Source organism: Microvirgula curvata (assembly GCF_054781615.1).
Genome location: NZ_BAAGUB010000035.1, coordinates 118,719 through 139,020, shown reverse-complemented (window position 1 = coordinate 139,020; position 20,302 = coordinate 118,719). Strand labels below are relative to the sequence as shown.

At 64.2% G+C, this 20,302-nt stretch carries 18 protein-coding genes; 6 read left to right on the top strand and 12 right to left on the bottom strand.

Features of this window, described 5'->3' with window-relative positions:
* Positions 1–56: 56 nt before the first annotated feature.
* Positions 57–773 carry a murein L,D-transpeptidase catalytic domain family protein gene (locus tag ACYVG8_RS15615; protein ID WP_028498080.1) on the top strand — a complete coding sequence of 239 codons (717 nt, stop codon included), beginning with the start codon at positions 57–59 and terminating at the stop codon, positions 771–773.
* A 498-nt stretch (positions 774–1,271) separates the two neighbouring features.
* On the opposite strand, the gene ACYVG8_RS15610 is transcribed toward ACYVG8_RS15615, so the two are convergent.
* The 10 genes from ACYVG8_RS15610 to gmk form a co-directional block, all read right to left on the bottom strand.
* Positions 1,272–2,846 carry a methyl-accepting chemotaxis protein gene (locus tag ACYVG8_RS15610; RefSeq protein ID WP_460746244.1) on the bottom strand — a complete coding sequence of 525 codons (1,575 nt, stop codon included), beginning with the start codon at positions 2,844–2,846 and terminating at the stop codon, positions 1,272–1,274.
* A gap of 248 nt (positions 2,847–3,094) precedes the next feature.
* Positions 3,095–5,059, bottom strand: coding sequence for an RNA polymerase sigma factor RpoD (gene rpoD / locus ACYVG8_RS15605; RefSeq protein WP_028498082.1), 1,965 nt, complete (start codon positions 5,057–5,059; stop codon positions 3,095–3,097).
* Between the two features lie 62 nt (positions 5,060–5,121).
* On the bottom strand, positions 5,122–6,879 hold the full coding sequence (gene dnaG / locus ACYVG8_RS15600) for a DNA primase (RefSeq protein ID WP_028498083.1): 1,758 nt from the start codon (positions 6,877–6,879) through the stop codon (positions 5,122–5,124).
* Between the two features lie 14 nt (positions 6,880–6,893).
* Positions 6,894–7,343: a GatB/YqeY domain-containing protein gene (locus ACYVG8_RS15595; protein WP_028498084.1), complete on the bottom strand. Its 450-nt coding sequence runs from the start codon at positions 7,341–7,343 to the stop codon at positions 6,894–6,896.
* A gap of 154 nt (positions 7,344–7,497) precedes the next feature.
* Positions 7,498–7,710 (bottom strand): 30S ribosomal protein S21, encoded by a 213-nt coding sequence (rpsU, locus tag ACYVG8_RS15590; protein WP_028498085.1) that lies wholly within the window; start codon positions 7,708–7,710, stop codon positions 7,498–7,500.
* A 137-nt stretch (positions 7,711–7,847) separates the two neighbouring features.
* Positions 7,848–8,636 carry a thiazole synthase gene (locus ACYVG8_RS15585; protein WP_028498086.1) on the bottom strand — a complete coding sequence of 263 codons (789 nt, stop codon included), beginning with the start codon at positions 8,634–8,636 and terminating at the stop codon, positions 7,848–7,850.
* Between the two features lie 44 nt (positions 8,637–8,680).
* Positions 8,681–8,890, bottom strand: a complete 210-nt coding sequence (gene thiS / locus ACYVG8_RS15580; protein ID WP_199489709.1) for a sulfur carrier protein ThiS — start codon at positions 8,888–8,890, stop codon at positions 8,681–8,683.
* A gap of 86 nt (positions 8,891–8,976) precedes the next feature.
* A complete protein-coding gene (locus tag ACYVG8_RS15575) occupies positions 8,977–11,133 on the bottom strand; it encodes a RelA/SpoT family protein (protein WP_028498088.1) in 2,157 nt (718 codons plus the stop codon).
* A gap of 24 nt (positions 11,134–11,157) precedes the next feature.
* Positions 11,158–11,364 carry a DNA-directed RNA polymerase subunit omega gene (gene rpoZ, locus ACYVG8_RS15570; RefSeq protein ID WP_028498089.1) on the bottom strand — a complete coding sequence of 69 codons (207 nt, stop codon included), beginning with the start codon at positions 11,362–11,364 and terminating at the stop codon, positions 11,158–11,160.
* A gap of 37 nt (positions 11,365–11,401) precedes the next feature.
* A complete protein-coding gene (gmk, locus tag ACYVG8_RS15565) occupies positions 11,402–12,022 on the bottom strand; it encodes a guanylate kinase (protein WP_107888821.1) in 621 nt (206 codons plus the stop codon).
* A gap of 178 nt (positions 12,023–12,200) precedes the next feature.
* On the opposite strand from gmk, the gene ACYVG8_RS15560 reads away from it, so the two are divergent.
* The 3 genes from ACYVG8_RS15560 to ACYVG8_RS15550 all read left to right on the top strand — a co-directional run bounded on the left by ACYVG8_RS15560 (position 12,201) and on the right by ACYVG8_RS15550 (position 15,740).
* Positions 12,201–13,514, top strand: coding sequence for an NCS2 family permease (locus ACYVG8_RS15560; protein ID WP_373280108.1), 1,314 nt, complete (start codon positions 12,201–12,203; stop codon positions 13,512–13,514).
* A 77-nt stretch (positions 13,515–13,591) separates the two neighbouring features.
* Complete coding sequence (locus tag ACYVG8_RS15555) at positions 13,592–14,149, top strand: adenine phosphoribosyltransferase (protein ID WP_028498092.1); 558 nt, start codon at positions 13,592–13,594, stop codon at positions 14,147–14,149.
* Positions 14,150–14,237: 88 nt separating this feature from the next.
* Positions 14,238–15,740, top strand: a complete 1,503-nt coding sequence (locus ACYVG8_RS15550) for an amino acid permease (protein ID WP_051528638.1) — start codon at positions 14,238–14,240, stop codon at positions 15,738–15,740.
* Positions 15,741–15,805: 65 nt separating this feature from the next.
* On the opposite strand, the gene ACYVG8_RS15545 is transcribed toward ACYVG8_RS15550, so the two are convergent.
* Positions 15,806–17,137, bottom strand: coding sequence for an amino acid permease (locus tag ACYVG8_RS15545; RefSeq protein WP_199905531.1), 1,332 nt, complete (start codon positions 17,135–17,137; stop codon positions 15,806–15,808).
* A gap of 344 nt (positions 17,138–17,481) precedes the next feature.
* Positions 17,482–18,507 carry a CDP-6-deoxy-delta-3,4-glucoseen reductase gene (locus ACYVG8_RS15540; protein ID WP_028498094.1) on the bottom strand — a complete coding sequence of 342 codons (1,026 nt, stop codon included), beginning with the start codon at positions 18,505–18,507 and terminating at the stop codon, positions 17,482–17,484.
* 110 nt (positions 18,508–18,617) lie between these two features.
* Here ACYVG8_RS15540 and ACYVG8_RS15535 point away from each other — a divergent pair, with 110 nt between their 5' ends.
* Positions 18,618–19,553 carry an NAD-dependent epimerase/dehydratase family protein gene (locus ACYVG8_RS15535; RefSeq protein ID WP_460746240.1) on the top strand — a complete coding sequence of 312 codons (936 nt, stop codon included), beginning with the start codon at positions 18,618–18,620 and terminating at the stop codon, positions 19,551–19,553.
* Between the two features lie 35 nt (positions 19,554–19,588).
* Complete coding sequence (gene trmB / locus ACYVG8_RS15530) at positions 19,589–20,287, top strand: tRNA (guanosine(46)-N7)-methyltransferase TrmB (protein ID WP_460746239.1); 699 nt, start codon at positions 19,589–19,591, stop codon at positions 20,285–20,287.
* Positions 20,288–20,302: the final 15 nt, after the last annotated feature.

Here is a 20,302-nt window from a genome sequence, read left to right as displayed (position 1 = left end):
CCGCCCCCTGAACCGGGTGCGGTTTTTTTTCTGGCTTTTTCTGGAGCGTTGCCAACATGACGCTGAGTCGTTGCAAGAAAACCCTGTTGTCCCTGGCCGGCATGGCCTCATTGCTGCTGCTGCCGCTGCAGGCCTCCGCCGGCGGCCTGCCGACGCCCGAGCAGTTGCAGCAACTGGCGCCGGACATCAGCCTGAACGTGCTGCAACTGGCCATGGGCGCGGTCAAGTGCGCGAATGCCACCCTGGGCGACAAGGAGAACTTCCTGACCGTCATCGACTTTTCCCGCCCGTCGCGCGAAAAGCGGCTGTGGGTGTTCGACCTGCGCGCCATGCGGCTGGTATTCGATGAATGGGTCACCCACGGCAAGAACAGCGGCGGCGACGTCGCCACCGACTTCTCCAACCAGCCGAACAGCTACCAGACCTCGCTCGGGCTGTACCGCACCGGGGAAACCTACTACGGCAAGCACGGCAAGTCGCTGCGGCTGGCCGGTCTCGAACAGGGCATCAACAGCAACAGCGAAGCGCGCGGCATCGTCATCCACTCGGCCTCCTATGCCGATCCGAGCGTGATCCCCAGCCTCGGCCGCCTCGGCCGCAGCGAGGGCTGCCCGGCCGTACGCCCGGCCGTGGCCCAGCCGCTGATCGACACGCTGCAGCAGGGCAGCTATGTCTTCGCCTACTACCCGTCGCAGCAGTGGATCAACAGTTCGCGCTTTCTGAACAACGACTACTGCCCGGCCGGTCGCGGCACGCAGCGCGCGGCGCTGTAGGAAGGTCGGTACCGGGGGCAGGGAGATGGGCCGGGGGCTGCGCAAGCCACTGCCCCTGACCTGCCGCCGGCGCAAAAAAGAAAGCCAACCCCGTGCAGAGGTTGGCTTTGCTGTCTGGTGGGCCCCCCGAGAGTCGAACTCGGCACCAACGGATTCTGGTTTGTGTGACTTTCGCCACTCCCCGGACTATGCCTTCACCATAGCTTTCGCCTTAGGTGGGTGCCGTCTAGTCTCTACACCTTCAACAGGACTTTCGACCTGAAGCTTGGCTCGGCATTGCCATACGCATCGCTGCGCTTAGGTTTCACCGAATTTGACACCATCCCATGCGCAGTTTCCACGCGCATGGCACAAATTTTATGAGTCCGCTGCTCTAACCAGGCATGAGCTAGAGGCCCGAAAACCGGATGGCCCGGCATCAAGCCGGGCACGGCGTGATTCTAGCATACGTGTCGGCAACATGCGTTTCGCGCGGGCCGGTGGCATGCGCCATCCGCATCAGGTACGGAAATGCCCGACCAGTTGCTGCAAATCGGTCCCCAGCCGCGCCAGTTCGACGCTGGAAGTGGCAATCTCGACACTGGCCTGCGCCGACTGGTCGGTGGTTTCGCGCACGTTCAGGACGCTGCGGTTGACCTCCTCGGCCACACAGCTCTGCTGTTCTGCCGCGGTGGCAATCTGCGTGCTCATCAACTGGATGTCGGCCACCTGGCGGGTGATCGTCGTCAGGGCCTCGCCGGTATTGCGCACGCCATCCACCGTGGCCCGGGTCTGGGCCACGCTGGCCTGCATCATGCGCGCGCTTTCCTCGGTAATGTGCTGCAACCCGGTGATCAGCGCATCGATCTCCTCCGAAGACTGCTGGGTGCGCAGCGCCAGCTTGCGCACCTCGTCGGCAACCACGGCAATGCCGCGACCGGCCTCGCCGGCCCGCGCGGCTTCGATGGTCGCATTCAGCGCCAGCAGATTGGTCTGTCCGGCCACTTCCTTGATCACCTCGAGCACGCCGGCAATGCGTTCGCTCTCACGGTGCAAGCGGGTCAGTGACGCCGCCGACTGACCGACCTCGCCGGCCAGTGCCTCGATCTGCGTGACCGCCTGCCGCGATACGGCCAGCGCGCTGCAGGCCTCGTCATCGGCCTGACGGGCAGCCAGCGCGGCCTCCTCGGCGCTGCGCGCCACCTCGCGCACGCTGGCGGTCATCTGGCCCATGGCCGTCGCCACCATGCCGGTTTCGTTCTTCTGGCTGTCGATGCCGGCCCGGGTCTGGCTGGTGATGGTGGCCAGCTGGGTGGCGGACGCTGCAAGCTGGTGCGAGCCGCCCCGGATCTGGCCGATGACCTCGCGCAGCCGGTCGTTCATGTGCCCGATGGCGCGCAGCAACTGCCCGAGCTCATCCGTGCGCCGGCTATGCAGCTCCACCGTCAGGTCACCACTGGCGATGCGCTCGGCGGCCAGCAGCGTCTGCTGCAGCGGCCGGGTAATCTGGCGTCCGATAAGCCAGGCGATCAGTCCGCCCAGCAGCAGGGCCAGCGCGGTAACGGCAAGCAGCACGATCTGCACCTGATGCACGCTGACGGCGGCCCGCGCTTCTTCGGCCAGATACAGCGTGTTGATATCGGCCTGCAACGTCGACAACAGCGCATTCGGCCGGATGACCGCCTGCGGACCGGCACCGGTCGCATCCAGAGCGCGCTGGCGGGCGTCGACATAGCGGTCGAGGGCGCCGCGCAGGTGATCGATCGCCGCCAGGTCTTCCCGTGGCCAGCTGCCGTTGTCGATCTCCGCCCTCACCGCCATCAGGGCCTGGCGCAGGGTCTGCACATGCTGGTCCTGGGCCGCGCGCCGGGCCGGATCCGCCGTCAGCGCATAGGCGTAGTTGGCTTCCCGCGCGTAAACGGTCTCGTCGAACAGCGCACCAAGCCGGTTGATGCGTGTCAGCGACTGCCCGTCACTGCGCAATCCGTACAGCCCGGTCAGGGCCAGCAACACGGCCAGTGCCAGCAGCAGGCCAAAGCCCAGTGCCAGCTTGCGGCTTACGGTCAGGTTTTCCAGCGAGAATCTGCCAGCCATGTCGACATGCTCACTTTGCAAAAAAATTACAATATTTGCATAGTTTGGTGAGTAATGCCTTGATTGAAAAGTCAATAATCCTGACCGGATTACCGGGAAAACCCGCCTGCGCGCCGTGGCATCAGGGCATTCCCGTGTCCGCGCCCCCGGGCAGACATGAATGAAACAGGGGATTGCCGTGTGTCGGCAATCCCCTGTTTCCGTGTGCAGCATGGCGACGGCCATGCCGACCGCCGCCCCGGCCCGCCTTACGGCGTGCTCGGATCCGCGTCGAGGAAGCTGCGCAGGCGTTCCGAACGGGTCGGGTGACGCAGCTTGCGCAGGGCCTTGGCTTCGATCTGGCGGATACGCTCGCGGGTGACGTCGAACTGCTTGCCGACTTCTTCCAGCGTGTGGTCCGTGTTCATTTCGATGCCGAAGCGCATGCGCAGCACCTTCGCCTCGCGCGGCGTCAGGCTGTCGAGCACTTCCTTGGTCGCTTCCTTCAGGCTCGAGTACATGGCCGCGTCCGACGGAGCCATGGTCTGCAGGTCTTCGATGAAGTCGCCCAGATGCGAATCGTCGTCGTCACCGATCGGCGTTTCCATCGAGATCGGCTCCTTCGAGATCTTCATGATCTTGCGGATCTTGTCCTCGGGCATTTCCATGCGCTTGGCCAGTTCGGCCGGATCCGGCTCCAGGCCGGATTCCTGCAGGATCTGACGGCTGATCCGGTTCATCTTGTTGATCGTTTCGATCATGTGCACCGGGATACGGATCGTGCGCGCCTGGTCGGCGATCGAACGGGTGATGGCCTGACGGATCCACCACGTCGCATAGGTCGAGAACTTGTAGCCGCGACGGTACTCGAACTTGTCCACCGCCTTCATCAGGCCGATGTTGCCTTCCTGGATCAGGTCGAGGAACTGCAGGCCACGGTTGGTGTACTTCTTGGCGATCGAGATCACCAGACGCAGGTTGGCCTCGATCATTTCGCGCTTGGCCTTGCGGGCCTTCGCTTCACCGGTGGCCATCTGCCGGTTGATTTCCTTGATTTCCTTGATCGGCAGCATCGTGCGGTCCTGCAGATCGCACAGCTTCTGCTGCTTTTCCATCACGGCGTGCTTGTAGCGTTCCAGCGTCGACACGAACGGCTTGCCGCTCGAAATCACGTCCTCGACCCACTGCGGGTTGCTTTCGTTGCCCGGGAAGGTGGCGATGAACAGGTCACGCGGCATGCGGCACTTGGTCACGCAGATGTCGAGGATCTCGCGCTCATGGCGACGGATCTCGTCCACCTCGGTACGCAGCATGTCGCACAGGCCTTCGACCTGGCGGGCAGAGAAACGCACCAGCATGAAGGCATCGGTGATTTCCTGCTGCACTTCCAGGTACTGCTTCGACTGCGGGCCATGCTTTTCCAGCTGCTTGATCAGCTTGTCGAAGTTCTTCTGCACGCCGCTGAAGTGTTCCAGCGCCTGACGACGGAGTTCCTCGAGGTTGGCGCCGGCCACGGCCGCAGCGGCCTCGGCGTCGTCTTCCTCTTCTTCTTCCTCGTCGACTTCCTCGTCACCTTCGGTTTCGGCGGCGGCGAGCGCTTCCTCGGCCTTGGTGGCTTCGGCCAGCGCAGCGGCGGCGGCGGCTTCCGCCTCCGCGTTCGGGTCGATAATGCCGTCGATGACTTCGTCGATGCGGATTTCTTCCGCTGCCACGCGATCGATCTGGGCAAGCAGGTCCCGGATGATGCCCGGGCAGGCGGAAATCGCCTGGATCATGTGCTTGAGGCCGTCTTCGATACGCTTGGCGATTTCGATTTCGCCTTCACGCGTCAGCAGCTCGACCGTCCCCATTTCGCGCATGTACATGCGCACCGGGTCGGTCGTGCGACCGAATTCGGAATCCACGGTCGACAGCGCGCTCTCGGCTTCTTCCACCGCGTCTTCGTCGGCGACCACCGGTGTCGAGTCCGACATCAGCAGTTGCTCGGCATCCGGCGCTTCGTCGTACACCTGGATGCCCATGTCGGTGATCATGCCGATGATGCTTTCGATCTGCTCGGCATCGAGCACGTCCTCGGGCAACGAGTCGTTGATCTCGGCATAGGTCAAAAAGCCGCGCTCTTTGCCCTGAACGATCAACTGCTTGAGCCGCTTGCGGCGCTCTTCGGTGTTGTCCTGGGCTGCCGCCGGATTCTTCGCGTCAGAATCTTTGTTGCTGTTGGGAGTGGCCGCCATTGTGCAATCCTGCAAAATTGAGCTGGAAAAACATCAAATTGTATCAGATTTCTCGTCTCACGTCAGGACGTGGGACGAATCCGCACGAGCAAGTCAAGCAGCTCGCGCTTTTCATCCGGACTCAGGCCCTGCTCGGCATCTTTCTGCTTGAGCCGGTCAAAGCGTTCACCCGCGATTCGTGCACCGAGCTGGTCGATCGCCCCGGCAAATTCCTCCGCCGGCGGCGCCTGCAGCGCAGCCGGATCGACCAGCAGCTCGGCAACCAGCGGCTCGATGCGCTGGCCAAGATCAGTATCGCGCAAGCGCTCCAGCAGACCTGCACTGTCGCTTGCGCCTGTTGTCTGGATGAAACACACCAGTTCGCCCAGCAGCTGGGCATCGCCGGCCAGTTGCGCCGGCGGCGGCAATACGGTGTCGCGGGCCAGCGCCGGGTCGAGCATCAGCGCGCGCAGCAGCCAGCGCGGCAGCGACACTTCCACCCGCCGGCTGCCGATTGCCTTCGAGCGCACGCCCTGCCGCCCGCTCAGGCCGCGCCGCAGCCCCCACAGGCGGTCGAGTTCGTCGACGTCGAGGTGGGCCATCTCGGCCAGCTTCTTGCGCAGCAGGATGGACAGCGCCTGGGCCTTGACGGCCAGTGCCAGCGGCTTGGCCAGGTTCAGGAACTCGGCCCGTCCCTCGTCGCTGCCAAGGTCCACCCGCTGCGACAGCTCGCGCGTCAGGTAGGCCGACAGCGGCACGGTTTCGGCATCCAGTATCGCCTCGAAACCTTCACGCCCGTATTCACGGATATAGCTGTCCGGATCGTGTTCGCTCGGAAGGAACAGGAAGTCGACCCGTTTTCCGTCACGAAGTTCCGGCAATACGTTTTCCAGCGCCCGCCATGCGGCACGCCGGCCGGCCTTGTCGCCGTCAAAGCAGAAAATGACCCGGTCGGCATGGCGGAACAGCTTGTGCACATGGGTGGCCGTGGTCGCGGTGCCCAGCGTGGCCACCGCGTACGACACCCCGTGCTGCGCCAGCGCCACCACGTCCATATAACCTTCGACCACCAGCACCCGGTTGACCTCGCGGATCGCCTCGCGCGCCTCGAACAGGCCGTACAGCTCACGCCCCTTCTCGAACAGCGGCGTCTCCGGCGAGTTCAGGTACTTCGGCTCCCCCTTGTCGAGGATGCGGCCGCCGAAGGCGATCACCCGTCCGCGCACATCGCGGATCGGAAACATGACCCGTTCGCGAAAACGGTCGTAGCGGGTACCGTCATCGCGGACGATCAGCAACCCGGCCTCGTCCAGCTTCGGGTCCAGGTAGTCGGAAAACACCGCCTGCAGGCCGTTCCAGCCCGCCGGCGCATAGCCAAGCCCGAAGCGGCCGGCGATTTCACCGGTCAGCCCGCGGCGCTTCAGGTACTCGACCGCCACCGGCGACGACTTCAGCTGCTGCTTGTAGAAGCGGGCCGCCTCGACCATGACCTCGGACAGCGAGTCGACGGTCCGGCGGGTTTCCGCCTCTTTCGCCGCCAGCTCGGCCGCGACCTGCGGCACCTGCATGCCGGCCAGCTGCGCCAGTTCCTTGACCGCATCGACAAAGCCGTAGCCGGCATGTTCCATCATGAAGGTGATCGCCGTGCCGTGGGCGCCACAGCCGAAGCAGTGGTAGAACTGCTTGGTCTGGCTGACCGAGAACGACGGCGATTTCTCCTTGTGGAACGGGCAGCAGGCCATGTAGTCGCGCCCGGCCTTCTTCAGCGGCACGTAGCGCTCGACCACATCGACGATATCGGTGCGCGACAGCAACTGGTCGATGAAATCCTGCGGGATCATGCCCGGCGCCCGGCTCAGCGGCCGGCCAGCGCGGACTTGATGCGGGCCGACACGGCGCCCATATCGGCCCGACCGGCCAGTTGCGGGCGCAGCACGCCCATGACCTTGCCCATGTCGCCCATGCCGGCGGCAGCGGTGGCGGCGATCGCGTCATGGATCAGTGCATCGATCTCGGCATCGGTCAGCGGCTGCGGCAGGTAGGCGGCGAACACATCCATTTCCGCCTTTTCCTTGTCGGCCAGATCCTGGCGGCCGGCCGCTTCGTACTGCGACACCGAGTCGCGGCGCTGCTTCATCTGCTTGTCGATCACGGCGATGATCGCCGCGTCGTCCATGTCCGCGCGCTCGTCGACTTCCTTCTGCTTGATGGCGGCCAGCAACAGGCGGATCGCGCCCAGCCGGGCGGTGTCCTTGGCCTTCATCGCGGTTTTCATGTCTTCGGTAATGCGTGCTTTCAGCGTCATGGCGATCTCGATCATTCAACAATGAGGACAATGTGGGGCCAATGCAGCGCGACGACAAGACGACGGTCATCGCTGATTTTGCCAGCCCGGAAACGGCGAAACCGCAAGCTTGCGCTCGCGGTTTCTTGCTTTGCTTCTCGCGGTACCGAAAAAATCAGTAGAGCTTCGGCGGCAGCATCTGGCTGCGCAGGCGCTTGTAGTGGCGCTTTACGGCAGCAGCTTTTTTGCGCTTACGCTCTGCGGTCGGCTTCTCGTAGAACTCGCGGGCGCGAAGTTCGGTCAGCAGACCGGTTTTTTCGATGGAGCGCTTGAAGCGGCGCATTGCCACTTCGAACGGCTCGTTCTCTTTCACGCGAACGCTAGGCATGAAGAATCACCAATCCTTTGGATGTGTTTGATCAAAATAAAACAACCGAAGAATTCGGCTGAGTCCGTAATTGTAGCCGGGCACCGTCCAAAATGTAAAACATTGTTTTTTCAGACGGTCCACGAGCTGCGCCCGCGCTAGTTGCCGCTGCCGATGCGGCCGTCAACCGGCGAGCTCGGGCTGGCCTGGTACGGCTTCTTCGCCATGCGCCCGGCCAGCCAGGCTTCGCGCCCGGCCTCGACCGCCAGCCTCATTGCCCGCGCCATCCGCACCGGCTCGCGCGCGGTGGCAATGGCGGTATTCATCAGCACGCCGTCACAGCCGAGCTCCATGGCGATGGCCGCATCGCTGGCCGTGCCGACCCCGGCGTCGACCAGTACCGGCACCTTGCATTCGTCGATGATGATCTGCAGGTTCCACGGATTGAGAATGCCCATGCCGGAACCGATCAGGCTGGCCAGCGGCATGATCGCGCAGCAGCCGATCTGTTCCAGCTCGCGGGCAACGATCGGGTCGTCCGAGGTATAAACCATGACGTCGAAGCCTTCCGCCACCAGCACTTCGGCCGCCTTCAGCGTTTCGCGCACGTTCGGGAACAGCGTTTTCGGGTCGCCCAGCACTTCCAGCTTGACCAGCCGGTGGTCGTCGAGCAGTTCGCGCGCCAGCCGCAGCGTGCGCACGGCGTCGTCCGCGCTGTAGCAGCCGGCGGTATTCGGCAGCAGCGTGTAGCGGTCGGCCGGCAGGGCGTCGAGCAGGTTCGGCTGGCTCGGGTCCTGACCCAGATTGACGCGACGAATGGCCACGGTAACGATCTCGGCACCGGACGCATCCAGCGCCCTGGCGGTTTCGTCGAAGTCCCGGTACTTCCCTGTGCCTACCAGCAGGCGCGAAGCGTAGCTGCGGCCGGCGATAACGAGTGAATCCATGCTGTCCTCGGAATGAAATGGGCGAATGCGGGTGCGGCGGCTGGTCAGCCGCCGCCGACGGCGACGACGATCTCGACCGCATCGCCACTGGCCAGCGCCGTGTCGGCATGGCGGCTTTTCGGCACGAGTTCGCCATTGACCTCGACCGCCACGCGGCGTTCCCGCAAGGACTCATGGGCCAGCAATGTCGCCACGGTCTGCGGCGCAGACACTTCGCGCCGGACACCGTTGACGGTAAGCACCAGGATATTCATGGGTAGTGTGACTTGGCGGACGATGGAAAGCGGGAAAGTGTAATCACCGGTGCAGCGCAACCCAAGCGTTTTGTCGCCGTGCCGGCTCAGCCGCGCACGGCGCGCTCGACCAGCGGCTGCGCCAGGATGTGGTTCAGCACTTCGTTCAGGTGCTGGGCGCTTCCGACCTGCAGGCGGAAATGAATCTGCACATAGCCTTCGCCATGGTGCGCGTCCTGCATGTCGACGCTCTCGATATTCGCCCCGCCCTCGCTGATGGCGGCGGCAACGCTGGCCAGTGCGCCACGCGCACTCTGCGCCAGGATGGTCACCGGCACGCTGAACAGGCGCGGCGTGCGGATTTCCCACTCGGCATCCAGCACCCGGTCCGGGTCGAGCCGTTTGAGCTGGGCGCAGTCGCGGGTGTGCAGCACCATGCCCTGGCCCTTGGTCAGCGCGGCGGCGATGCGTTCGCCCGGCAGCGGCGAGCAGCAGGCCGCGTACTGGATCGAACTGCCCTCGTTGCCGCGAATCACCAGCGGTCCGCTGCGCGCCGGACCACCGAGCACTTCGCCGGCCAGTTCCAGCAGCCGGGCCGCGACGACCATCGCCTGCTGCTTGCCGGCGCCAATACTGGCCAGCACGTCGGTCGACTTGACGTTCTTGTCGCCGACTTCCTTCAGGTACGCACTCCACACGCCATCGGACAGCACGAACGGCTGCGCGGCCAGCGAATGGATCGACTGCTTCAGCAGGCGGTCGCCCAGCACGCGCGCTTCCTCGCGATGCAGGGTCTTCAGATAGCTGCGGATCGCCGAGCGCGCCCGGCCGCTGACGACGAAGTTCAGCCAGCTCGGGTTCGGCTTCGAGTGTGCGGCGGTGATCACTTCGACCGTGTCGCCGTTTTTCAGCTCGGTGCGCAGCGGCACCAGTTCGTGATTGACCTTGGCGGCGATACAGCGATGGCCGATGTCGGTGTGGACCGCATAGGCGAAATCGACCGGTGTCGCCCCCTGCGGCAGCACCAGGATCTTGCCCTTCGGCGTAAACACGTAGACCTCGTCCGGGAACAGGTCGATCTTGATGTGTTCGTAGAACTCGACCGCATCGCCGGTTTCGGCCTGGATGTCGAGGATGTCCTGCAGCCACTGGTGGGTGCGCTGACGCGCCGCGTCCATGGTCGGGCCACCGGACTTGTACATCCAGTGGCTGGCCACGCCGGTTTCGGCGATCTTGTGCATTTCCCGCGTGCGCACCTGCACTTCGATCGGCGTGCCGTACGGACCGAACAGCGTGGTGTGCAACGACTGGTAGCCATTCGACTTCGGAATGGCAATGTAATCCTTGAACTTGCCGGGAATCGGCTTGTACAGCCCGTGCAGCGCGCCCAGCGCCAGGTAGCAACCGGGCACGTCGTTGACGATGACACGGAATGCGTAGATGTCCAGTACCTCGGAGAAGCTCAGGTGCTTTTCCTGCATCTTGTGATAGATGCTGTACAGGTTCTTTTCGCGGCCCCGGATGGTAGCCTCGATATTCGCTTCCAGCAGCTTGCGCGCCAGCGACTGCATGATCTTGCCGACCAGTTCGCGCCGGTTGCCGCGCGCGGCCTTCACCGCCTTGGACAGCACGTGATAGCGGTTCGGGTACAGGTGCTTGAAGCACAGGTCCTCGAGTTCGCGGTACACCTTGTTCAGGCCGATGCGGTTGGCGATCGGGGTATAGACGTCCAGCGTTTCCTGGGCAATGCGCCGGCGTTTTTCCTCGCGCATCGAATCCAGCGTGCGCATGTTGTGCAGCCGGTCGGCCAGCTTGATGATGATCACGCGGATGTCGCGCGCCATCGCCAGCACCATCTTGCGGAAGTTTTCCGCCTGGCGCGATTCCTTGCTCTGGTATTCGAGCCGCTCCAGCTTGGACAGCCCGTCGACCAGTTCGGCCACCTGCTTGCCGAAACGCTCGGCCAGCGTCGCCTTGGCAACGCCGGTGTCCTCCATGGTGTCGTGCAGCAGCGCAGCAGCCAGGCCCTGCGCGTCCAGCTTCCATTCGGTGAGGATCTGCGCCACCGCCAGCGGATGGGTGATGTACGGTTCCCCGCTCTTGCGGGTCTGGCCGGTATGCGCGTCGCGCGCGAACTCGAAGGCCGTACGCAGGAACGGTACGTCGTCCGGCTTCAGGTAGGTCGCGGCAGTGGAAAGCAGCGCTTCCGCCTGGGCATTCACCATGGCGTCATAGTCGATGGTGTGGGCGTCGGCGCTGTTCATGCTGTTATCGTTCGCGGTCGGTGATCAGCTGCGGGCGCGGTCGAGCAGTTCGCGACCGACATGGCCGGCGGCGATCTCGCGCAGGGCCACCACGGTCGGTTTGTCCTTGGCGCCGTCGATCAGGGTCTGGCCGCCGTTGGCGATCTGGCGGGCGCGGTAGGCCGCGGCCAGCGTCAGGTCGAAGCGGTTCGGGATGCGCTTGAGGCAATCGTCTACAGTTACTCGTGCCATCTGTTTGTCCTGTTCGTGTCGTGTAAGGGTGGGCGGATCAGTCCAGCGACTGCATGGCGGCGATCTGCCGGCCACGGCGCTCCATCTGCTGCAGTTGCGTCAGGCGCTCGGCGCGAACCACGGACACCAGGTCCCTGACCGCTTCATCGAGTTCTTCATTGACCACAACATAATCGAATTCGGCCACATGGTCGATCTCGCTGCGCGCGGCGGCGAGCCTTTTCTGCATGGTGGCCTCGTCGTCCTTGCCCCGGCCGCGCAGGCGGTGCTCCAGCACTTCGACCGACGGCGGCAGGATAAAGATCCCGATCGCTTCCGGAAACGTGCGCCGTACCTGCTGCGCGCCCTGCCAGTCGATTTCCAGCAGGATGTCGCGTCCGGTCGACAGCTGCTCGCGGATCCAGGTTTCGCTGGTGCCGTAGTAGTTGCCGTAGACCTCTGCGTATTCGAGGAAGTCGCCACGGTCGATCATCGACTCGAACGTGGCCCGGTCGACGAAATGGTAGTGACGGCCGTGCGTCTCGCCGTCCCGCGGTGCGCGCGTGGTATAGGACACCGAGAGCTGCACCTGCTTGTCGGCTGCAAGCAGGGCTGCGACCAGCGTGGTCTTGCCGGCGCCGGAAGGCGCGGTGACGATGAAGATATTACCGCTCTGCATGGGATTGGAAGGCAAGGATTCGAAATTGTCGAATTTTCCAGATTATCACAAAAGGCCATCGCCGCCGACACCGGCCGCCATGCCGATCACATGATCCAGCGCAGTCCCGTGCGATAACAGCGCGTTGGCGCAGGCATTTTTTGCGTAGAATACGCGCCTTCCTCCTTATCCAAACCTTATGGGATGCGCCGAGATGGCTTCTCTCGATTCGTTTTTCAAGCTGAAGGAACACGGCACGTCGGTCAAAACCGAAGTGATTGCCGGCCTGACCACCTTCCTGACCATGGCCTACATCATCTTCGTCAATCCGGCGATCCTGTCCCAGACCGGGATGGACTTCAACGCCGTGTTCGTCGCCACCTGCATTGCCGCCGCCCTCGGCACCATGGTGATGGGGCTGGTGGCCAACTACCCGATCGCACTGGCTCCGGGCATGGGCCTGAACGCCTACTTCACCTTCGCCGTGGTCAAGGGCATGGGCGTACCGTGGGAAACCGCGCTGGGCGCGGTGTTCATTTCCGGCGTGATCTTCGTCGCCATCACCAGTCTGAAAATCCGCGAGCTGATCGTCAATGCGATTCCGCATTCGCTGAAGCTGGCGATTTCGGCCGGTGTCGGCCTGTTCCTCGCCATCATCGGTCTGAAGGGCGCCGGCGTGATCGCCGCGTCGCCGGCCACCATGGTCACGCTCGGTGACATCCAGTCGCCGAGCACGCTGCTGGCGGTGTTCGGTTTCATCGTCATCGTCGCACTCGAATACCGCAAGGTGACCGGCTCGATCATCATCGGCGTGCTGCTGGTCACGCTGCTGTCGGTGCTGCTGAACCTGACCGAATTCAAGGGTGTGTTCGCCGCACCGCCGTCGATCGAACCGACCTTCATGAAGATGGACCTGGCCGGCGCTTTCCACAGCGGCCTGATCGGCGTGATCTTCATCTTCTTCTTCATTGACCTGTTCGACACCACCGGCACCCTGGTCGGCGTGTCGCACCGCGCCGGACTGCTGGACAAGAACGGCCGCCTGCCGCGACTGCAGAAGGCGCTGTTCGCCGACTCCACCGCCATCATGGCCGGCGGCATCCTCGGCACTTCCAGCGTGACCGCCTATGTCGAATCGGCAGCCGGCACCGCCGTCGGCGGCCGCACCGGCCTGACCGCCGTCGTCGTCTCGCTGTGCTTCCTGGCGGCGCTGTTCCTGTCGCCGCTGGCCGGCACCGTTCCGGCCTTCGCCACCGCGCCGGCACTGTGCTATGTCGCCGTGCTGATGGCACGCGGCCTGTCGGAAATCGACTGGGACGACCTGACCGAATCGGCGCCGGCGGTGATCACTGCCGTTGGCATGCCGTTTACCTACTCGATTGCCGATGGCATCGCGTTCGGTTTCATCAGCTATACCCTGATCAAGATCCTGTCGGGACGTTACCGCGACATCACCCCGACCGTGGTCATCATTGCGGCATTGTTCGCGGTCAAGTTTGCGTTCTTCCACTGACCACCACACTACCGACGGGACTACCATCGTCCGCTGCGCCCGCCACCAGGCGGGCGCCAGACAGCTGGAAAATTTTTATGGCCGAGTTGCAACACCTCACTTACGCCGACTATATCAAGGCGCATATCCGCACCGTTTCCGACTGGCCGCAGCCAGGCGTGCAGTTCCGCGACATCACGCCGCTGCTGCAGGATCCGAAAACCTTCCGCGTACTGGTCGATATTTTTGTCCATCGCTATATGGACCAGCGCGTGGACATGGTGGCCGGGCTCGATGCGCGCGGGTTCATTCTCGGTTCGGTCGTTGCCTATGAGCTGAACGTCGGCTTCGTCCCGATCCGCAAGAAGGGCAAGCTGCCGTTCACCACCATCGCCGAGCAGTACGAACTCGAATACGGCAGTGCCACGGTCGAGGTCCATGCCGATGCCTGCACGCCGGGTCAGCGCTTCGTCGTCATCGACGACCTGATCGCCACCGGCGGCACCATGACCGCCGGGGTCAAGCTGCTCCGCCGGCTCGGTGCGGACATCGTCGAAGCCGGCGCCATCGTCGATCTGCCGGAACTCGGTGGTTCGCAGGTGATCCGCGATGCCGGTATCCCGCTGTTCACCGTCTGCGATTTCGCCGGCCACTGATTCGCCCGCTCCCCGGCGCGGATGACGCCGGGGTCCCCTGTCCAGAACCAAAGATGGTCAGACCACCGCCTCATACAGGAGAGCGAGAATGCAGCAAACTCCCCCCACTACCACGCCGCCGGCCGCCGGGCCGGAAGGGCTCCACCGCAGCCTGAAGGCCCGGCACCTGACCATGATCGCCATCGGCGGTTCCATCGGCACCGGGCTGTTCGTCGCCTCCGGAGCATCGGTGGCCCAGGCCGGCCCTGGCGGCGCACTGGTCGCCTATGCGCTGATCGGCCTGATGGTCTATTTCCTGATGACCAGCCTCGGCGAACTGGCGGCCTACATGCCGGTTTCCGGCTCGTTCGCCACCTATGGCGAACGCTACGTCGACCCGGGCTTCGGCTTCGCGCTCGGCTGGAACTACTGGTTCAACTGGGCGGTCACCATTGCGGTCGAACTCGCCGCGGCCCAGATCGTCATGCATTACTGGTTCCCTCACGTTCCCGGGATGTACTGGAGCGTGATCTTCCTCGCGCTGATGTTCCTGCTGAACTTCATTTCGGTGAAGGGCTTCGGCGAAGCCGAATACTGGTTCGCGATGATCAAGGTCATTACCGTCATCGTCTTTATCGGCGTCGGTCTGGCCATGATCTTCGGCGTGATGAGCGGCCACACGTCGCCGGGACTGAGCAATTTCTTCATTGCCGACGCCCCGTTCGCCGGCGGACTGCCGGCCATGGTCGGCGTGGCGATGATCGCCGGCTTCTCGTTCCAGGGCACCGAACTGATCGGCGTTGCCGCCGGCGAATCGGAAAACCCGGAAAAGAACATTCCGCGCGCCATCAAGCAGGTGTTCTGGCGCATCCTGCTGTTCTATGTGTTCGCCATCTTCATTATCGGCGCCCTGCTGCCGTACACCGATCCGCTGCTGCTGAAGAACGACGTGACCGACATCGGCACCTCGCCGTTCACGCTGGTCTTCCAGCGCGCCGGGCTGGCCTTCGCCGCCGGGCTGATGAACGCGGTGATCCTGACCGCCATCCTGTCGGCCGGCAACTCCGGCATGTATGCGTCGACCCGCATGCTGTACAACATGGCCACCAACGGCATGGCGCCGAAGATCTTCGCCCGGCTGTCCAGCGGCGGCGTGCCGCGCAATGCGCTGTATGCCACCACGGCCATCGGCATGCTGTGCTTCACCTCGTCGCTGTTCGGCGACCAGGTGGTCTACCTGTGGCTGCTGAACACGTCCGGCATGTGCGGCTTCATCGCCTGGCTCGGCATCGCCATCAGCCACTACCGCTTCCGCAAGGGCTTCCTGCTGCAGGGCCACTCGCTGGACGAACTGCCGTACCGCTCGCCGTACTTCCCGTTCGGCCCGCTGTTCGCGTTCTTCCTGTGCATGGTGATCACGCTGGGACAGAACTACGAGGCCTTCCTCGGCAACCGGATCAACTGGAGCGCGATCGTCGCCACCTATGTCGGCATTCCGCTGTTCCTCGCCATCTGGTGGGGCTACCGGATCAAGCACAAGACCCGCTTCGTCAAGTACAGCGAAATGTCGTTCCCGACCAGCGCCCACGAGCGTTCCGGCGACAAGCACTGACAGCAGCTGCAAAAAGCCCCCGGCCAGACAGGCCGGGGGCTTTTTCGTTGCCTGGGCAACCGGGGTCAGGACTCGGAGGTGTCCTCGCCGTGGCGGTGCTTCTCCGCGGCCATCCACACATAGATCGGCAGGCCCAGCATCAGCAGCAGCATGCCCCACATGATGGTTTCCGCCCCGGCGCCATACAGCGCCCAGACCGAATAGGCGAAGCCCAGCGAAGCAATGGCCACCGCACGGCCGACATGGCGCGCCGGCTTGCGGCCGGTGGCGATGAACAGCAGCTCGGCCGCAGCGGCAAACGCGTACGGCAGCAGGGTGGTCATGGTCGCCAGCAGGATGATGAAGTTGAAGATTTCCACCATGCCGCGGCTGCCGGAGTAGTTGCAGATCAGCAGAATGGTCACCAGTACCGACGACACCAGCAGGCCGAAGGCCGGCACCCGGCGCTTGCTCAGCTGGGCGAAACGTTTCGGAAACAGTCCGTCGCGCGCGGCGGCGGCCGACACGTGGCACGGCATCAGCGACCAGCCGTTGATTGCGCCGAGGCAGGACACGGCCGCACCGATGCCGACCACGGTATAGGCCCAGTCACCCCACATCACCCGGGCGGCATCGGCCATCGGCGCCGGCGAACTGGCAAGCTGGTCGTGCGGCAGCACGCCCATGACCGCAACGGTCACGCCGATATAGACCACGGCAGCGATCAGCGTGCCGATCAGTGTGGCGCGCGGGATGGTCTTTTCCGGGTTTTCAACATCGCCGGCCGGCACCGCCGCCGATTCGAGACCGAGGAAGGCCCACAGCGTCAGTGCGGCGACCGAGCTGATGCCCTGCCCGACCGGCAGGTTGTTCGGATTGAAAACCAGGTTGTCGGCATCGAACCAGAACAGGCCGAGGGTCGCGATGGCCACCAGCGGCAGCAGCTTGATCACGGTGGTCACCACCGCCACCCCGCCGGCGCTCTCGACCCCGCGCAGATTGATGCAGGTCACCAGCCACACCAGGCCGATCGAGCACAGACCGCCGGCGTAATGGTTGCTGGCCAGGATCGGGAAAAAGCCGGACAGATAGCTGGTGAAGGCGACCGCAATGGCGGCATTGCCGGCCCACAGCGCAATCCAGTAGCCCCAGGCGATCCAGAAGCCGGCAAAGCTGCCGAACGCATCATGCGTGTACGCATACGGTCCGCCGTCGCGCGGCATCCGCGCCGTCAGGCTGGCAAACACCAGCGCAATCAGTACCGCCCCCATCGCCGTCAGCACCCAGCCCACGATCGCCATCCCGCCATACGGTGCCAGTGACGATGGCAGCAGGAATACCCCGGACCCGATCATGTTGCCGCAGACCAGTGCAATGCACATCCACAAGCCGAGGCCCTGTTTCTTCTCAGCCATCATTAGCTTTCTCTGATTTACCTACCCAGAGGGTAATGGCATTGCCGCTCGTTTTCCAACAAAAAATGCACAGAAAGTAAAAAAGCCGGCATGTCATAACATGCCGGCCCGGACTGTCCATCCACCCCTAACCCGCGAAGAACGGACGAGCGAAGCGAGGTTTCCCCGCGGCGGCGGGGACGGAAGAGGCAGGATTCAATCAGACAGACTGCCGTGCTCACGGCAGATCCAGTCAGTCGGGCGTGTACCGACGCCACTGCTGCCGTCGGTGCCCACCTTCATGAGCAGTCTGGGCCGGCATGTCATAACATGCCGGCCCAGCTTCTCCTGCCGCGATTTTTCCCTGCTTATGCTGCCGGTTTGGTGTCCCTGGACAGGAAGAAGGCATCGGAGAAAAACGCGTCTTCCGGCAGCCCGCGCTCGCGGATAAAGCTGCCGTGCGCCGCCTCGACCATGACCGGCGCGCCGCAGGCGTAGATCTCGTGGCCGGACAGGTCACTGAAGTCGTCGAGCACCGCCTGGTGAACGAAACCGGTCCGGCCGGTCCAGCCGTCCGTCGCCAGCGGTTCGGACAGCACCGGCACATAGCGGAAGTCCGGCAGCCGGGCTTTCCACGCTTCCGGCAGCGCCGGCATGTACAGGTCGGCCAGGGTGCGCGCGCCCCAGTACAGCACCATCGGCCGCGTCACGCCGATATGGATCGCATGCTCGATAATGGCCTTGACCGGTGCAAAGCCGGTGCCGCTGGCCAGAAACACGATCGGCTTGTCGGAGTGTTCCTGCAGGAAGAAGCTGCCCATCGGCCCCCGGAAACGCAGGATTTCCTTTTCCTTCATCTGGTGGAACACGTACTCGGAAAAAGTCCCGCCCGGCATGTGGCGGATATGCAGTTCCAGCAGGCCGTCCTCGTGCGGCGCATTGGCCAGCGAGAAGCTGCGGGCCTTACCATCCTTCATCAGGATGTCGATGTACTGGCCGGCGAGAAACTGCAGCCGTTCGGACACCGGGATCTTCAGCTTGAGCACGGCGACGTCGTGAACACGTTCGATTTTTTCGACCCGGCACGGCAGGGTCTTGATCTGGATGCTGCTGGCCGCTTCGACCTCGCGCACCGAGACGGTGACATCGCCGACCGGCTCGGCACAGCACAGCAGTGCCATTCCGTCCTGGCGTTCGGCATCGGGCAGCGCCTTGGCCTGGTGCGGACGGTGGCTGACCTCGCCGGACAGCACCTTGCCCTTGCAGGCGCCACAGGCGCCGTTGCGACAGCCATACGGCAGCGCCACGCCCTGGCGCAGTGCGGCCTCGAGAATGGTTTCCTGCGCTTCGACCGTCAGACAGCGGCCACTCGGTTGCAAAGTCACTTGGGACATAAACGATCCAGATGCGGTGCGGACAGCGGGTGACGCGGCAAACCCCACGCATCACGGCGACAGCCATCCGGGCTGATTGCGATAAAAAAGCCCCGTGTTCGGCGGTGGCGTTGGCGACCGGCTACAATGCCGGCATGCCCGATTTCCCGACCCTGCTCGTCGTCGGCGCCGGCGATGTCGCCCGGCGCGCGCTCCCTCGTCTGACCGGCCGCTACCGCGTGCTGGTGGTTCACCGCCGGGCGGAACAGGCCACCATGTGGCGGGCACTGGGCGCGCAGCCAATCCGCGCCGATCTCGACGATCGCGCGTCGCTGGAGCGGCTGGCCGGGCTGGCCGACTGCGTGCTGTACACCGCGCCGCCGGACGAATCCGCCAGTGGTGACAGCCGGGTCGCGCGGCTTGCCAACGTACTCAAAAGGCGGGCAAGCATACCACGCCGGATAGTCTATATCAGCACCAGCGGCGTGTACGGCGACCGCCACGGGGCGCCGACACCGGAAACGGCGCCATGCCGTCCGGACTCGGCGCGCGGCATGCGCCGGCTGACGGCAGAACGGCTGTGGCGACAATTTGCCCGCCAGACCGGTGCCAGCGTCACCATACTGAGGGCACCGGGCATCTATGCCGGTGACCGCCTGCCGCTGGCACGGCTGCGCGCCGGCACGCCGTGCGCGATCGCCAGCGAGGACACGCCGGCCAACCGCATCCATGCCGACGATCTGGCCCTGCTGTGCGTGGCCGCGCTCGAACGCCATGGTGGCATTCGCTGCTACAACGTCTGCGACGACAGCCAGCTGGCCACCGGCGAGTGGCTGGATGCCATCGCCGACCGTTACCGGCTGACCCGCCCGCCGCGTCTGCCGCATGCCGAACTGGCCGCGGCCGTGTCGCCGGCGCAATGGTCGTTCCTGCGCGAGTCTCGCCTGCTGCTGAATGCGCGCATGCATGCCGAACTGCCCGTTGCCTTGCGCTATCCGACCCTGGACGCCTTTCTGGCGTCCGCTGATGCCACCATCGAACTGGTCGCCGGCGCGGCCGCCGGGTAACATCGCCGGCTTTGTCATTCCCCGCGTCCCGCCACATGGAAAATCCCGACTTCCAGCGCCATATCAAGAGCTTCGTCCTGCGTCAGGGGCACCTGACCCCGGGACAGAAGCGCGCCTACGACACGCTGTTCCCGCGTTTCGGCATCGAGTACACCGGCCAGCCGCTGGACCTGGATGCCGCCTTTGGCCGCCAGGCAGCGAAAATCCTCGAAATCGGCTTCGGCATGGGCCAGGCCAGCGCGGAAATCGCCGAGCGCCATCCCGAACAGGATTACCTGGGCATCGAGGTTCACGGACCCGGTGTCGGCAGCCTGCTGAAGCTGGTCGGCGAGAAGCAACTGGAAAACATCCGCGTCATCCGCCATGACGCGGTCGAAGTCGTGCGGGAAATGCTGCCGGCCGACAGCCTGGACGGCATCCATATCTTCTTCCCCGACCCGTGGCACAAGAAACGCCACAACAAGCGCCGGCTGGTGCAGCCCGAGTTCGTCGCCCTGCTGGTATCGCGACTGAAGCCGGGGGCCTACCTGCACCTGGCGACCGACTGGGAAGACTACGCCATCCAGATGCTGGACGTGCTGTCCGCCAATCCGGATCTGGTCAACACCGCCGCCGGTTACGCGCCACGCCCCGACTACCGGCCACTGACCAAGTTCGAGCAGCGCGGCCTGCGCCTCGGCCACGGGGTCTGGGACCTGGTGTTCCGCCGGAAACCACTCGTCAGTCCGCAATGACAGTCATGCAACCCC